Genomic DNA, 14,960 nt, shown 5'->3' with positions numbered 1-14,960 from the left:
GGGACACTAAAAATGTAAGGTAGGGGAGAGCATGAAAGGCTATTCAAAGAAAATGTTAGTAGGGGTAAGTTTTGCTAGTTTAATGTTAGGGAGTTTTCAAGGGGTAAGTTTGGCAGAAGATACTAAGGGAGAGCAAGTTTCTTATCGAAATGTGCTCAAAATGGAGCCAGTCGGTGTACAACTACCAGTACAAGAATTAGCTCATTCATCGAAAGTGCTCGAAAGCAAGTCTTTTGAGAAAAGGTTACAATTTGCCGATTTATCACAAAGACCACCTGAGGTGAAAAAAGGAAGTAAGCAATTAGCTGTAGCGAAAACTTATACAATTGCCGAATTAAATCAATTAAGCAATCAGCAGTTAGTAGATTTACTTGTAACAATTGATTGGGAGCAAATTACGGGGCTATTTCAGTTTAATACAGACAGTCTAGCATTCTATCAAAATGATAGTAGGATGCAGGCGATTATTGATAAATTGAAGCAGCAAGGACAAGCCTATACGAAGGATGATTCAAAAGGGATTGAGACATTAGTAGAGGTATTACGTTCAGGATTTTATTTAGGATTTTATAATTCAGAACTTAGTAAATTAAATGAACGGAGTTATCATGATAAATGCTTACCTGCATTAAAAGCGATGGCTAACAATTCAAATTTCAAGCTGGGTACATTAGAGCAAAATAGAGTGGTATCATCATACGGAAAGTTAATAGGAAACGCTTCAAGTGATGTGGAAACGATAACATCAGCTGCAAAGATTTTTAAACAATATAATGATAATTTTTCTACATTAGTAGATAATCTTTCAGCTGGAAATGCTATTTACGATATTATGCAAGGTGTTGATTACGACATTCAATCGTATTTGTACGATACGAGGAAAGCACCGAAAGATACAGTATGGTATCAGAAAATAGATAGTTATATTAATGAATTAAGTCGTTTTGCATTAATGGGAACGATTACAGAAAAAACCGGTTGGCTTATTAATAATGGCATTTATTATACAGGTAGACTCGGTATGTTCCATAGTACAGGAACGAAAGGGTTACAAGTTGTAACAGATGCGATGAAAATGTATCCGTATTTAGGGGAGCAATATTTCGTAGCTGCTGAGCAAATTGCAACGAATTATGGCGGAAAAGATGCAAATGGTAAAGTAGTGAATTTAGATCAAATAAGAGAAGATGGAAAGAAAAAATATTTGCCAAAAACGTATACGTTTGATGATGGGGCAATTGTTTTAAAAGCTGGAGATAAAGTGACAGAAGAAAAAGTAAAACGTTTATATTGGGCGGCAAAAGAAGTAAAGGCACAATTCCATCGTACGGTTGAAAGTGATCAACCTTTAGAAAAAGGAAATCCTGATGATGTATTAACGATGGTTATTTATAATAGCCCAGCAGAATATCAATTTAATCGTCAATTGTACGGTTATGAAACGAATAACGGTGGTCTTTATATAGAAGGAACAGGTACGTTCTTTACTTATGAGCGTACGCCAGAAGAAAGTATTTATAGTTTAGAAGAATTATTCAGACACGAGTTCACGCATTATTTACAAGGTAGATATGAAGTACCAGGGTTATGGGGACAAGGGAAAATATATGAAAATGAAAGATTATCTTGGTTTGAAGAAGGAAATGCTGAATTTTTTGCAGGGGCAACGAGAACGGATAATGTTGTACCGAGAAAGAGTATTATAGGAGGATTATCTTCAAATCCAGCAGAGCGTTATACGGCAGAGCGAACGTTAAATGCAAAGTATGGAACGTGGGATTTCTATAATTATTCCTTTGCTTTACAATCGTATATGTACAATAAGAGATATGATATGTTCGATAAAATACATGATCTTATTAGGAAAAATGATGTAACAGCATATGATGCATATCGCTCTACATTAAGTAAAGATGCGAATTTAAATAAAGAATATCAGGACTATATGCAAATGCTAGTTGATAATCGTGAGAAATATAATGTGCCATTAGTATCAGACGATTATTTAGCGAATCATGCATCGAAGCCAGTTTCAGATATTGCAGCAGAAATAACAGCGGAAGCAAAATTGAAAAATGTATCAGTGAAGAAAAATAAATCACAGTTCTTTAATACATTCACACTACAAGGAACATATACAGGAACTGCAGCAAAAGGAGAATATGAAGATTGGAAAACAATTACACAAAACGTTAATGATACGTTAAAACGTTTAAGTGCAAAGGAATGGACAGGCTATAAAACAGTAACAGCATACTTTGTAAAATATCGCGTGAATACATCAGGACAATTTGAATATGATGTTGTGTTCCACGGTATTAATACAGAAGAAGGTGCAGAGAATAAAGCACCAGTTGCAGTTATAAACGGTCCGTATAGCGGAAATGTAAATGAAGCAATTTTATTTACAAGCGACGGATCAAAAGATGAAGACGGGAAAATTACTTCGTATAAATGGGAGTTTGGTGATGGAGCAGTAAGTAATGAGCAAAATCCAACTCACGTATATACAAAAGAAGGAACGTATACGACGAAATTAACGGTAACAGACGATAAAGGAGCAACTAATACTGCTACAGCGACTGTAACTGTTCAAAAGAAAGAAGATAACAGTGTAGAAAAAGAACCGAATAACTCATTCCAAACAGCAAACCAATTGCAGTTAAATCAAGTTTTACGTGCTAGTTTAGGAAATGGCGATACAAGTGATTTCTTTGAATTTAATGTGGAGACTGCTAAAAACCTTCAAATTAACGTAACGAATGAAAATAATATTGGAATGAACTGGGTACTTTATTCTGAAGCAGATTTAAATAATTATGTTACGTATGCTCAGCAACAAGGGAATAAACTAGTAGGTAGTTACTATACGTATCCAGGGAAGTATTATTTACATGTGTATCAGTATGGCGGGGGGACAGGGAATTATACGGTGGAAGTGAAGTAGTAAAAGGGGAGTTGTCTTTTTCAATGAATGGAAAAAGGTCTGTACTTTAATGAAAAAACAACTGCAGGCAATGTCTCTAATGATAATAACAAATTAAGTGTCGCGAGATGTTATATTTATATTAAACCAATCTAATCAGTAAATAAGATAAAATCGATGAACTAGTATTTCATCACGATGTAAGAAAAGTTATAAATATTAAGTGTTTTTAATTGAATTAAACTAAAGGATCAGAGTGTATCTGTAACAATAGATAGGCTCTGATCCTTATTATATTTAATTAACGCATATGAATTTAAGATAATTAATAAGTAAGCTAGCTAGCGGGATTCTTAAAATTCATTTATGTAATTAACTAAACAGAAAATTGTTATCACATTAGCAAGGGATACTAATAGAAAAGCGTGTCCCTTTACCTAATTCACTCTCTATTTCTATATCTCCGTTTAATTCTTTAATAATACTATAAGCAATCATAGTACCAAGCCCAGTTCCTTTTTCTGTTGTTGAATAGAATGGCAAAGCAATTCGTTTTATTTGTTGAGATGACATCCCAATTCCTGAATCAATAATATCAATCATGATATTTCCTTTTACTTTTTGTATATTTATTTGTAATAATCCACCATTTTTCATAGCCTCAATTCCGTTTTGGATGATGTTGTTTAGACAGAGTTTGAATTTTTCGGGGTCTCCATTTATATAAAAGGAATCTGTACTATTTTGTTTGATTTCAACTTTGTATGATAGAGCGAGTGGTGAAATAGTATCTTTCACCTGATTTAAAATGTGATTAATATCTATTTTTTCTTTTAGGGTATTCTGTGGTTTGGTTAAAGATAAATAGTTATTAATAGTAGATTGTATTTGCTGCATTTCAATTAACATGATTTCTAAGTATTGATCCTGAGATAGCTTAGAGGCATGTTTTTCATTTAATAATTGAGTGAATCCATGTACCGTGGTTAGTGGATTGTGGATTTCGTGTGCAATTGACGCTGCTAGTTCGCTAGCTATATAAAATTTTTCAGCCCGTTGCAGTTTTTCTTTCATTTTATATTTCTCAATCATTTCCTCTATAAAATAAACTGATAATAATACTGTGAAAATATTAATGACTATATAATTTAATAAAAATTCTATGAGAGTAGAGTCTATTTTACCTCCTGTATTTATTTGAGTTACAATACCGCAAATAGAAAGGGAAGCTGTACATACTAAAATAAGAAGTAAGCTTAATAATATCTTTTTTTCTTTAAAATACATAGGTAATAAGTAACGAAAGAGCATTGTTATAACAGAAATGATAGTAAAGATAATAAATGATGGAAGAACGCCATTTCCGCCTAAGTAAAACCGGTAAGAAAGATATAAAATTCCTATAAAAACAATGTTTTTTGTATTTCCATATAGAAAAACTAATATTATAGGAATAAAACGTAAATCATAAATAAATCCCACATGTAAATGAAAAGGAAAAGTCATACAAAAAATAATAGCAATGGAGGAAAGAATAGAAAATAACATATTATTACATGTTATTTTTTCTTTAAACTCTAGCCAAAATACGTGATAGCTAAGGATACAAATTATTATAATAAAGGTATTTAATAAAAGAGTAGAAATTCCCATAGTTTTGCATCTCCGATAGTTTGTAAGTAGAATTATGTATGAGTTGGACATAGATGTTTAGTATTAGTAGACTTTTTATCTAAAAAAGGAAGGGTACTTGAAAAGTGCTGTTATATTACTCGTATTAAAATTGATAAGGAAAATAGAAAAAAATAATAGATAAAAAATCTATTTAAATTTATGTACATATGAAATCATAAACTAACTTTTGTATAGGTGAAATTTGGATTGAGTTACTGATAAAATAAGTCTTTTTAAGTATGAATATTCTGTGAAAATGATATGCGTGGTGACTCCTGTTTTGTAGCCTTCGTTATATTAACATGGAATATATCAAATTACAAAGTGAAATTTTAGAAAAATTTTATTAGTACATTTTATCTGAAATAGAAATGCTATTTATTTGAGTATTTTGGTACTTACTCGTATAAAACTTTGTTAGAAAAAGACTTTAAAATTTACATGTTTTTTATGAAGTGTAATATTGTAGCTTTATCTATGTGGCTTTCTCAATAACTATTAAGGCGAAAAGTTAAAATATATAGGTTTATAGATATGAATTATTACATAAAAACGCACTTAAAAAAGGATGTATGATGGTAATAGAATACAAACATCAAGGGGGAACTTAAAATGAAGTTAAATAAACTAGTGCTTAGTTGTGGAGTAGTTTCAGCATTAACACTTGGTGTGTTAGGGAATAATACTTATGCTGAAGAAGTACACAAAACGAATGATCCAATTCATGTAGTTGAACATGTTTCTGCAGACTTATTATTAACCCAAACAATGAATTATAGTGGCGAGGCTGTAACTTCTTTCGTATATGATGGGAGTACTGACTTAAGCTTCTCTATGAAAAATAATGGTCAAAATACAATGGGATATAGTGTAAAAGGTCCAAATACAGAGCTAATTGTTGGTGGTTATATAAAACCTGGAGAACAACAAATTAATGTTACAAATGTACGGAATGCTTTATCTCCATTACCGAATGGAACATATAAAATTTACGTTTCAAATGATGATGGTTCTAAGGGGCAATTCCAAGTTTCAGTAAGATCTATGAATTAAATTTAAAACGCTTTGTTTTTAAGTTAATTTAATCTTTGCTTATTGGAAAGAAGCTAAAATGAATTGAGAATTACCGATAAAAATGAAAACGAGCACCTTATCTAGTTGTGAGAGGGTGTTCGTTTTTTGCTATTAAACAGAAAATAATTATAAATATATTTTGATATCCCCATTGCTAACCTACTAGATTGTGTCAACGAGAGAATGTCTACTATAAAAGATATTAAAATAAAGATGATGTAACATTCCGCTAAATTATATGGGGAAATAGAAAAACCACCCTTATATGAGTGGTTTTTAGTAATTATTTTTAGGTTATACATTTAAAATTAGGCTAAGTTATAGAAATAATAAACATTTAATCCGTTGTTATTATTTTGGTTCTGGATAATGATTGTAGTATGAGATTCTAATAAATTCTTGGTAGACATTTGTTAATTTGGCATCTCTAAGAGCATCGTTGAATTTTTGCATACGTACACTCCCTTGAGCGTAGCCTCCACCTGGAGTATAAGGGTTTCTAGCTTCAAAGTCATCCAAAAATACTTTTAATTTTTTATAGTCTTGAGATTGATAGAAAGCCACGGCCTCTTCAGGAGTGACATCAAAGTAAGAGGATGACGTTGAGTTATAAGAAGCTGCTTGAGCAGTAGGTGCCTCTAGCATAGTTGCAGCTCCACCGAACATAGTAAGCGCCATAGAAGATACAATAATTTTTTTAAACATAATAAAACCTCCATGTAGAATATTAGATTAATAGTAATCCTGTAATCATTATAGTTACAACGAAAAAGATTATCAAATGCAATATTGCATAATATATCCCGTTATTTTTGGGCAGTAAGACTCCCGCCCAAAAATTCAATGAAAGCAAAGAAGTTAGGTGGGAATCGGGCGGATTAAAGTTTCGCTTTATTATTTGAACGAGAAGTCACCTTTATATTTAAATGGAGGAGTGTAATAGATTAAAAGAGGTGTATAAATTACTCAGGTTAACAAGAAAATGAAAAGGCTATTTTTAATAGGGGAAAGCTTAATAACTGGAGTAAAGGAATTGCTATTTATATATTTAACATACATATTTGTCTTTTAAATTGTAGGCGTGTTTTAGAATTTGTATATAGTAAATTCGTTAAAAAACTTGATAAATAATAAAATGTGTAAATTTTTTGACTATTTTATTAAAATTATTTAATATTTGTAATTTATTGTTTTATAATGATAATTGGGTCGATCGTGAATGTTTTAGATATTGCGATATATACTCGGATTAATTTATTCTAGGGAGGTTACAAAATTGGGTAAGAGAGTCATTATAAGAGTTTTTACATTATTATCAGTACTGGCATTATTCCTTAATGTATTTTTACCTAGGGCTAGTGCAGAGGTTATGACGCATGAGAAATATTCAATGGACTGGAGTTATAGTAATAGTCTAGGTAAGTACATTCGCACTGAAATGATTAAAAATTCAAGTGGTCAAATTGCTTATTGCTTAACCCTTGGATTAAAATCACCAAATGGTGAAGATCTTCCTGAAATGGGGAAAACAGATAATGTAGTATATAGAGTCTTATTAAATGGTTTCCCGCAAAAAAGTGCTGAACAGCTGGGAGTAGCTAATAAAAATGAAGCGCATTATGCAACGCAACTTGCGGTTTGGAATGCACTAGGTCAACTTGATGTAAATGAACTGAAACATGCGAATAAAAATGTTGAAAAAGCGGCTAAGACAATTATCAATGCTGCTAATAATAGTGGGGATACGCAAGATATTTATATGAATGTTATCCCAGCTGAAAAACAAAAAGCAGAATTAAAAGGTGAATTCTTCGAAACGAATCTATATACAGTACAAACAAATGCTAAGAGTGGTTCTTATAAAGTAGTAGCGAAAAATGCACCTAATGGAGTTAGAATTGTTAGTGAAAATGGAGAAGTGAAAGATCAGCTTTCAGTTGGAGAAAAATTTCGTATCCAAATTCCTAAGAATACAAAAACGGGTGAATTTAATTTAAGTGTTGCTGCTAATTTAACTAAAGTTCAAGCAATTGCTTACCGTGGTACGGATACTGTTCAGAATGCTACAGTACTATTAGAGAGAAATGAAGAAAAGCTTAGTAGTGATCTTGCAGTAAATTGGGAAGCAGCTGGTTCTTTAAAAATTAAAAAGGTTGGAGAAAATGGAGAAGTTTTAGCTGGTGCAGTATTTGAGGTCTTTAATGCAAATAATGAATCAGTCGGAAAAATCACGACTGGTGCTGATGGTATGGCAGAATTAAACAACTTACCAATTGGTACTTACACATTAAAAGAAATTAAAGCACCAACAGGCTATGTTTCAGATGATAAACCACAAACTATTGAAGTTAAGACAGGGGAAACAGGAGCTGTCCAAATAGTAAATAACAAAGTAAAAGGTAACATCGAAATTAAAAAGCTTAGTGATTCAGGAAAGATTTTACCAAATGTTGAATTCACAGTCTTCACTGAAGATGGAAAAGAAGTGAAAAAAGTAGTAACAAAAGAAAATGGAATTGCAAACGTTGAAGATCTTACGTATGGTAAATATTATTTCTTAGAGACAAAAACACCTAATGGATATATTGGAAATAAAACAAAGTATCCTTTTGAAATTAAAGAGCACAATAAAACACTTACTTTTACAGTGGAAAATACCGAAGTGAAAGGTAGTGTAAAATTACTAAAAGTAGATAATGAAGATATTAGTAAAAAATTAGAAGGTGCAGCATTCGAGCTAAAAGATGCAAATGGAAAAGTAGTTGGGGAATATAAGACAGATAAAAATGGTGAGATTAACGTCAAAGATTTAGCGTATGGTAAATATTCATTTGTAGAAAAGGCTTCTCCAAATGGTTACGTTCTTGTTAAAGAACCGATTATGTTCGAAATAAAGGAACATGGAAAGATTATTGAGTTATTGGCAGTTAATCATCTTATCAAAGGTGATCTAGAAATTACAAAGGTAGATGTAGCTGATGGAAATAACAAGCTTCCAAATGCAGAATTTACGATTTATAACGAAGCAGGAAAAGAAGTAGTAAAAGGAAAAACAGACGATAAAGGAATCGCTAAATTTGAAAAGTTACCATTTGGAAAATACACATATAAAGAAACTGTTGCACCAAACGGTTATGTATTAAATGAAGAAACGTTCTCTTTTGAAATTAAAGAGAATGGTCAAATCATTAAACACATTGTCAAAGATGAAAAGATTCCTTCAATAAAAACAACAGCTACTGATAAAATAGATGGTACAAAAGAAATGCACACGTCTAAGTCTGTAACAATCCAAGATAAAGTGGAATACAAAGATCTACAAGTAGGTAAAGAGTACACTTTAAAAGGTAAATTAATGAATAAAGAGACTAATAAACCATTAGTTGTAAATGGTAAAGAAGTAACTGTTGAAACGAAGTTTACACCAAAAGAAGCAAATGGTTCTATTACACTAGATTTCACTTTTGATGCAACTGGTTTAGAAGAAAAAGAAGTAGTAGTATTCGAAGAGTTACTGAAAGACGGAAAAGTTGTTACGACACATGCTGATATCAATGATAAAGGTCAAACAGTTAAGTTCGTTAAGCCATCAGTAAAAACGACAGCAACAAACAAAGCTGATGGTGGAAAAGAGATTCATTCAAAGGATTCTATCACTATTCAAGACAAAGTGGAGTATACTAACTTAGTTGTAGGTAAAGAGTACACTGTAAAAGGTAAACTAATGAACAAAGCTATTAAAAAACCATTATTAATTGATGGAAAAGAAGTAACAGCTGAAACGAAGTTTACTGCAAAAGAAAAGAACGGTTTTGTAACATTAGACTTTACTTTTGTTGGTGCTGAACAGCAAGGAAGAGAAGTAGTCGTGTTTGAAGATTTATTACATGAGGGTCAAGTAATTGCAACTCATGCTGACATTAACGATGTAGGTCAAACAGTTCGATTTGTAGAACCTTTTATTAAAACGACAGCAACAAACAAAGCTGATGGTTCTAAAGAGTTAGATGCTTCTAAAACTGTAACAATCCAAGATAAAGTGGAATACAAAGACTTAATTGTGGGTAAAGAGTACGTTGTAAAAGGCAAACTAATGGATAAAGCAACAAACAAGCCATTATTAGTTGATGGTAAAGAAGTAACAGTAGAATCTAAGTTTACTGCTAAAGAGAAGAATGGTTCTATCACATTAGACTTCACTTTCAATGCTTCTGCATTACAAGGTAAAGAAGTAGTAGTATTTGAAGAACTGTATCAAGATAATATATTAGTAGCTATTCACGCTGAAATTGAAGATAAGGGACAAACAGTGAAATTTAAAGAGGGAAAATCGGAACAACCAAAACCAGAACAGCCAAATTCAGGTAAAAATACGCCAACACCAGAGCAACCTAACGAGCAAGTAAAAGAACAACCACAACTTAAGAAAGAAATTCAATCTAAAATTGGATGGTTACCGCAAACAGGTACTAATCTTACAAGTTGGATCTCTATGGCTGCAGGAGCATTACTGTTAATTGTTGGTGGAGTGATTTTCTTAAAACGTAAAAATGCATAGAAATTAAAAAATAAGCACATCTGTTTTTATAACAAGATGTGCTTATTTTTATCATTTTAGCCAAGAAGACTCCTATATTTAAGCGTGAATGGCATTTAAAATAGCAACCATATTTTATAGGTAATTTTGAACAGTTAAAAGAAATATTACAGGAGGGTGAAAAGCAAGGAGTTTTTCATTTCTTCTCCATAAATCATACAATACATTGGATCACTTCTATTGTTTTATTTCCAAAGTTTAAAAAGTTTATTGATTTTTTAGGACCAAATGAAACGAATGATACAAATCATGAATGGATGCCAGAAAACTTAGTGGACAGGATTGTTACTGCATTAACAGATAAACCTAATGTGTAAATTATTCAGTGTTTATGAATTCTATTATTACTATTTAAAGCCTAATTTCTCAATGTATTGTAGAGAAATTAGGCTTTTTTTATCAATTCATTAAAGTTTTTATAATTCAAAGACTCAAGTTAATGATTATATTTTCAAGTATTCGTTTTGAGCTACATAGATATAGTTTTCGTTGCAACTGTTTGTTGAAATATTTTATCATGCTCAACAATAACCATTGTGGGATTAAATTGTTGAATAAGTTCTTCAATCTGCATGCGGGAATAGATATCTATAAAATTTAGTGGTTCGTCCCATATATATATATGAGCTTTTTCACATAAACTTTTAGCGATAAGCAGTTTTTTCTTTTGTCCACCAGAATAATGAGATATATCTTTTTCAAATTGAATTCGGTCAAAGTCCATCTTACTTAGGATGGACTTAAATAAGGTTTCATCAATCTTGTGCTCTTCAATAAAGCCTGATAGCGATCCCTTCAAATGAGAAGTATCTTGTTGGACATAGGAAATGATGAGTCCTGTACCTAAAGTAACTAAGCCTGTATGCTGTATCGGATGTCCTAGAATTAGTTTTAGGATACTACTTTTTCCGCTCCCATTCGTTCCATCAAGTACAATTCGGTCACCTTGTTCAACTATGAAGCTAATCGGCTCATTCACAATTTGATCATTGTACTTAACGGACACGTCAACTAAAGTAACCAATTCATTTGATTTAAATTGCAATTGTTCCAATTTTAATGACTCAGTTTTTTCCACATTTTTTAGTAATTTTGATTTTTCCTCAATAGCTTTTTGTTGCCTTGATTCAAGGTTTTTTGCTCTTTTCATCATCTTGGCTGCTTTATGTCCTACAAACCCCTTATCCAACTTAGAGCCTGAATTCCTCGTTCCATTTTTTGAAGCTTCCACGTCATGAGACCAACTTGCTGAACGTTTGGAAGACTGTTTTAATCGCCCTATGTCTTTTTGTAGACGCTCATTTGTAGCCTTCTCGTGTTCTTGCTGTCTATCAAAATTTAACTTCCAAGAAGAATAGTTACCACTTTGAACTTCAATATTTGCTCTATTAATAGATAGGATATGGTCAACGCACCCATCTAAAAAGATTCTGTCATGTGAAATTAAAATAAATCCTTTTTTCTTCCTTAGATAATTGGAGACTATCTTTCGTGCATCTGTATCTAAGTGATTTGTTGGTTCATCAATTAATAGAAATTGACCCGCATTTAAAAACAGTGCAGCAAGCAACACTTTTGTTTGTTCCCCATTTGATAATGTTTTAAATGGTCTGTACATGACCTCAGCATCAACATTTAAATAGGATATCTCACGTAGAAGTTCCCAATCTGCAGCTTGGGGACAAATTTCTTCAAGGATTTCATGAGTGAATTTGTTCTTATCTGAAACAGAGTAGGGGAAATAATTGAATTCTACTGAAGCAAGGATTTTCCCGCTATACTCATAATTCCCTAACAATAAATTAAAGAATGTCGTTTTACCTCGTCCGTTTCTACCAATAAATCCTAGCTTCCAATCCGTATCTATTTGGAAGTTTACACTTTCAAAAATATTATCAAAGCTACCTGGGTATGAAAAAGTTAAGTCTTGGACCTTTATCATTGACATAATAATTCCTCCTTTATATATCGAAACGTTTCATATAAAGTCGGAACATCCATCCATTTTTTAATTCCTCTATATAAGTTTGATGGATATTAACGACTTATATAGAGCATTACATGTGTAACAATAGTATCTGAAGTACTCATTTTTCTCGCTCCTTTATTTGTGAAGTACATTTAACAATTAGTAAGTTTCAACTAAGACAAACGGGAATAAAAAAATCCCCCAATTTGTAATCGGAAGGATTAGTCTTTCGTCTATACTTAATAAGTACTTATTAATCATTTGAATCATGACAAATAAAGTATGAACTGAATTTTAAAAATGGATAGACTAACCCTATATTTTGTAGTTTGAAGTTATAAAATTCAACTTAAAATATAAATTAGTTAATCATTATTCATCCATCATTCCTTTCATAATTCTATTTTTAGAGTAACATTCTTTTTAGGGAGATGCAATATTAGCTTCAATTTCATCTAATTCTAAATCATTTATAATTCTTTGAGTAAGGAGATAAAACTTTACCGCCCTTTTTATAAACATCACATTTTTATTCAATAGGTCATGTCTTTTGTCCGTTAAAAAGGGAGGATATGAAATTGACATCAACTTTTTGTGTAACTATAATAGTTACAGTTGGTTTCGTAAACTAATTTGAATTTCTATTTTAATGATAGTATATTTTCATTCCTTTTTAAGTGTGACAGATAGCAACTATAATCCAATAGAGGAGTAGATTCTATCTCATATGTAAAGAGTAGATAAGTTGTACCCGCCAAATTTACGATGCTCAAATACTTAAAAAATTACATTTTTCAGCTTATCCTTTTTAGAATCCTCAGTATTGATAATTGTAAACATCTACAAAAAGTTAATAAGATTGTTGTGTGTAGAAAGAAATCTTTTAAAAAGGTCATAATATGGATAATAGGTAGCACACATTTTAATTAGTAGGACTTGTGCCACCATCAAGCCATTTTTTAATAAAAGTATAGAAAAATCAAGAAGGTGAATCCATTGCGTAAACATGTATATGTGCAATTTTATGTATTGATATTGGCTTTAATAACTTATATAAGCTTTTGCTTTATATTTTTATTTGTTTTTCCGAATCATTATTTCGTATCAGATTTTAATATCCGACTATCATCTTTAGTCGTTGAAACTACTGTATTTATCTCATTACTGTATTCTATATTATCCCAAAAAATTAAGTTAGGAGTATTCTGGGTTTGCATTACTATTGCAATAGGGTGTTTTTTGATAGGAAATTTCATATCCGCTTTTCAAGTACTTAATGTAGAATTACCAATACAAAATTTTAATATTTCTGATGTATTTCTACTGTTTTTCTTATTCTTCTTTCTTTTTGCGTTCTTTTATAAAATTATGATGGAATGTAACAAATGGGAGAAAGCGTATTTACTTTGTGATTTATGCATTGTTGTTACTGCTATTTTTACATTAGAGTGGTACCTATTTAATAAACCATCTGCAAATATTTTATTCTTATCAATTGGAGATGTTTTTCTCTCATTTATTTTTCCGATTATAGATTTATTGCTTCTATTACTTGGAGTTACACTGATCTTTCGACCTGCTATTTTCAATGCAAAAAGTAAATTGTTTATTTTTATCCTAGTATTAACTGGATTGGCTATTACGGACTATTTGTATTTTTACTTACAAGGTGATTTATCAGAGCGTTCAGTTATATTTTTAAGGTGTTTGTATAGAGTTTTCCTATTATTTATCGCTATTGCTGCTACAATCCCAAAGAATACTTCTTCTAAAAGAAATTATTTTATTATTAATCCGACATTTGGAGAGAAACTTCTTGGTATATTCCCTTATCTTGCAGTTGCAGTCTTAATTGGCTTTACTTTGAAAGAGCAAACTTCTTCAGCTACATTAATTACGGGAAATTGTATTGCTTTTGTATTTGTACTGATTCGTCATACAATCGTACGAATGCAAAACAAAGAGTTAACTAAAACATTAAAAGTGTTTAATAATCAATTAGAACAAACAGTATCTCAAAGAACAAGGGATTTAATAAATAAATCTAATGATTTAGTAAAAAATCAAGAGAGATTTAAGTCATTATATGAGTATCATCCGGATCCTATTTTAACGATTGATTCAAACGGTATCGTATTAAATATAAACCAGGCTGGAAGTATGTTATTAGGAAAAGAAAGTGCTGCATTAATAGGGAAAGAGTGCTTCTCTATTTTTTTAGATGAAGATAAATCTGAATTGGAAGCAGCTATAAAGAAAGGGAAACGATGTAGTTCATCTTCACTACAGTTACGTGTGAAAAATAACAATGAGAAAGATATACTCTTTTGGTATGTCACTATAGTTCCTATTATGATAGAAGGACAAACCTTTGGGAGCTATGTAATGGTAAAAGACATAACAAGGATGAAACAACAACAGGAAGAGATAAATTACCTTGCATTCCATGATACGGTGACGGAGATTGGAAATCGTATATTCTTCCAACAAGAATTAGATAGATCTATTAAGCGTGCACAAAAAACACAGGATAAGTTTGGGCTCCTGTATATTGATTTAAATCGCTTTAAGACTATTAATGATACATTGGGTCATTCGATTGGTGACAAGGTTTTAAAAGAAGTTGCCAAACGTTTTAGGACATGTCTGTCACCGACTATTCCTCTAGCAAGAATAGGTGGTGATGAGTTTGCGATCATTGTCCATAACCAAACAGAGCA

The 14,960-nt window shown here is 31.4% G+C and carries 7 protein-coding genes and 1 pseudogene; 5 read left to right on the top strand and 3 right to left on the bottom strand.

Going from position 1 to position 14,960, the window contains the following annotated elements:
• Positions 1 to 31 precede the first annotated feature (31 nt).
• A complete protein-coding gene (gene colA / locus HFD78_RS17275; RefSeq protein ID WP_000679530.1) occupies positions 32 to 2,947 on the top strand; it encodes a collagenase ColA in 2,916 nt (971 codons plus the stop codon).
• A gap of 378 nt (positions 2,948 to 3,325) precedes the next feature.
• Here the strand turns inward: colA and HFD78_RS17270 are convergent, their stop codons facing one another.
• Complete coding sequence (locus HFD78_RS17270) at positions 3,326 to 4,579, bottom strand: sensor histidine kinase (RefSeq protein WP_000513018.1); 1,254 nt, start codon at positions 4,577 to 4,579, stop codon at positions 3,326 to 3,328.
• Between the two features lie 633 nt (positions 4,580 to 5,212).
• On the opposite strand from HFD78_RS17270, the gene HFD78_RS17265 reads away from it, so the two are divergent.
• Positions 5,213 to 5,653 (top strand): hypothetical protein, encoded by a 441-nt coding sequence (locus HFD78_RS17265; protein ID WP_000773525.1) that lies wholly within the window; start codon positions 5,213 to 5,215, stop codon positions 5,651 to 5,653.
• Between the two features lie 372 nt (positions 5,654 to 6,025).
• Here HFD78_RS17265 and HFD78_RS17260 read toward each other — a convergent pair whose 3' ends face one another.
• Positions 6,026 to 6,379, bottom strand: a complete 354-nt coding sequence (locus tag HFD78_RS17260; RefSeq protein ID WP_000473483.1) for a hypothetical protein — start codon at positions 6,377 to 6,379, stop codon at positions 6,026 to 6,028.
• Between the two features lie 571 nt (positions 6,380 to 6,950).
• Here HFD78_RS17260 and HFD78_RS17255 point away from each other — a divergent pair.
• Positions 6,951 to 10,232: a VaFE repeat-containing surface-anchored protein gene (locus HFD78_RS17255; protein WP_087967746.1), complete on the top strand. Its 3,282-nt coding sequence runs from the start codon at positions 6,951 to 6,953 to the stop codon at positions 10,230 to 10,232.
• A 104-nt stretch (positions 10,233 to 10,336) separates the two neighbouring features.
• Positions 10,337 to 10,588 (top strand): annotated as a pseudogene (locus HFD78_RS17250) (TetR/AcrR family transcriptional regulator); the annotation flags it as partial.
• 152 nt (positions 10,589 to 10,740) lie between these two features.
• Here the strand turns inward: HFD78_RS17250 and HFD78_RS17245 are convergent.
• The gene (locus tag HFD78_RS17245; protein ID WP_044584737.1) at positions 10,741 to 12,219 is read right to left on the bottom strand and encodes an Lsa family ABC-F type ribosomal protection protein; all 1,479 of its coding nucleotides are present in this window, start codon (positions 12,217 to 12,219) and stop codon (positions 10,741 to 10,743) included.
• 1,017 nt (positions 12,220 to 13,236) lie between these two features.
• On the opposite strand from HFD78_RS17245, the gene HFD78_RS17240 reads away from it, so the two are divergent.
• Positions 13,237 to 14,960 (top strand): diguanylate cyclase domain-containing protein (locus HFD78_RS17240; protein ID WP_139848071.1); only part of this gene is annotated, 1,724 nt, incomplete at its 3' end.

It is taken from the genome of Bacillus sp. EKM501B, from assembly GCF_011800505.1.
GTDB classification, from domain to species: Bacteria; Bacillota; Bacilli; order Bacillales; family Bacillaceae_G; genus Bacillus_A; species Bacillus_A cereus.
The sequence above is the reverse complement of the archived record's forward strand: the minus strand, read 5'-3'. Positions and strand labels throughout refer to the sequence as shown.

What these genes read in the sequence shown, in the direction of transcription:
- colA (WP_000679530.1), top strand. Translation starts at nt 32, where the DNA reads ATGAAAGGCTATTCAAAGAAAATGTTAGTAGGGGTAAGTTTTGCTAGT.
- HFD78_RS17270 (WP_000513018.1), bottom strand. Translation starts at nt 4,579, where the DNA reads ATGGGAATTTCTACTCTTTTATTAAATACCTTTATTATAATAATTTGT.
- HFD78_RS17265 (WP_000773525.1), top strand. Translation starts at nt 5,213, where the DNA reads ATGAAGTTAAATAAACTAGTGCTTAGTTGTGGAGTAGTTTCAGCATTA.
- HFD78_RS17260 (WP_000473483.1), bottom strand. Translation starts at nt 6,379, where the DNA reads ATGTTTAAAAAAATTATTGTATCTTCTATGGCGCTTACTATGTTCGGT.
- HFD78_RS17245 (WP_044584737.1), bottom strand. Translation starts at nt 12,219, where the DNA reads ATGTCAATGATAAAGGTCCAAGACTTAACTTTTTCATACCCAGGTAGC.